At 37.1% G+C, this 1173-nt stretch carries 1 protein-coding gene; it reads left to right on the top strand.

Annotated features, from left to right (window positions below; translation table 11 throughout):
- Positions 1–326: 326 nt before the first annotated feature.
- On the top strand, positions 327–1173 hold an 847-nt coding region (locus tag ACRCJ0_RS14695), incomplete at its 3' end, for a diacylglycerol/lipid kinase family protein (protein WP_431390950.1).

Genomic DNA, 1173 nt, shown 5'->3' on the forward strand with positions numbered 1-1173 from the left:
CAAGGATTTAAAAGCCACATTCACATAGAATATCACTTTTTCAGTTTTAGATAGCCCATTCCCAATTTTTTTCTTTTCTTCATTGTTTTTCTTCACTATACACACACTTTTCTATAACATATTTTATTGTAAAAATAGCTTGATTTGCCCTTAATTATATCAAAACAATTGTATACATGCTATGTGAATTCCCCCTCTGTAAAATGAATGTAAAATTAACTTAGCTCGCTTTCCTTCGTTTTCAAAATAATCTAGGGCTAAATATAGCTATATAAGCAAGGGTCTAGTAAAATAAAGGTAATACAAAGCACATGGAGGTAGAGAAAATGTCTAAAGTAATGTTGATTATTAACCCCTCATCAGGAAAAGGTGCGGGTAAAGAGATTCAAAGTGATTTAGAAAAAGCCTTGTCTGCTTCATTTGATGACGTTGAAACAAGATTCACTGAAGGAGAAGGCGACGTCAAAGACTGGGCTCGTGAAGCTAGTGATGAAGGCTACGCAGCTGTTATCGTCGTTGGCGGTGATGGGACTGTTAACGAAGGAATTTCAGGAATCGCTGAAACAGATTCAACCATTAAATTTGGCTTTATTCCACTAGGGACAGCCAATGATCTAGCACGTGCCTTAGGAATTAGTCTAGTACCTCAAGAAGCAGCTAGAGACCTGGCTAATTTTAAAACGCGGAAAATAGATATTGCTAAAATAAACGACCGATACTTCTGTAACGTGGCCGCTATTGGATCAATTCCAACAGCCGTAATGGAAACCTCAAGTGAAGAAAAATCAAAATTTGGTTTCTTTGCCTATGTGCGTGATTCAATGCGTGCTGTATTGAACGATGACCAATACACCTACAAATTAGTCTTAGACGACGATGAAGAGATTGAAATCTCAACAAAAGTACTAGTGATTGCCTTAACAAACAGTGTAGGTTCATTTGAAAACATGATTGCTGGTGCAACACCAGATGACGGGTTATTACATATCATGACCTTAAAAGATGAAAATTTATTAGCTAAATTACCAGCTATGCTACAAGAATTAAACGGTGGGTATATTTCTGAAGCCAATAGCATGATTACCTATAACGTCAAAAAAGTGGCTATCTATGTTGTAAATGAAGACGCGGACGAAGTGAAAGTGAATATTGACGGTGAGGTTGGTCCAGCGC

This window comes from Aerococcus sp. L_32 (assembly GCF_050689315.1).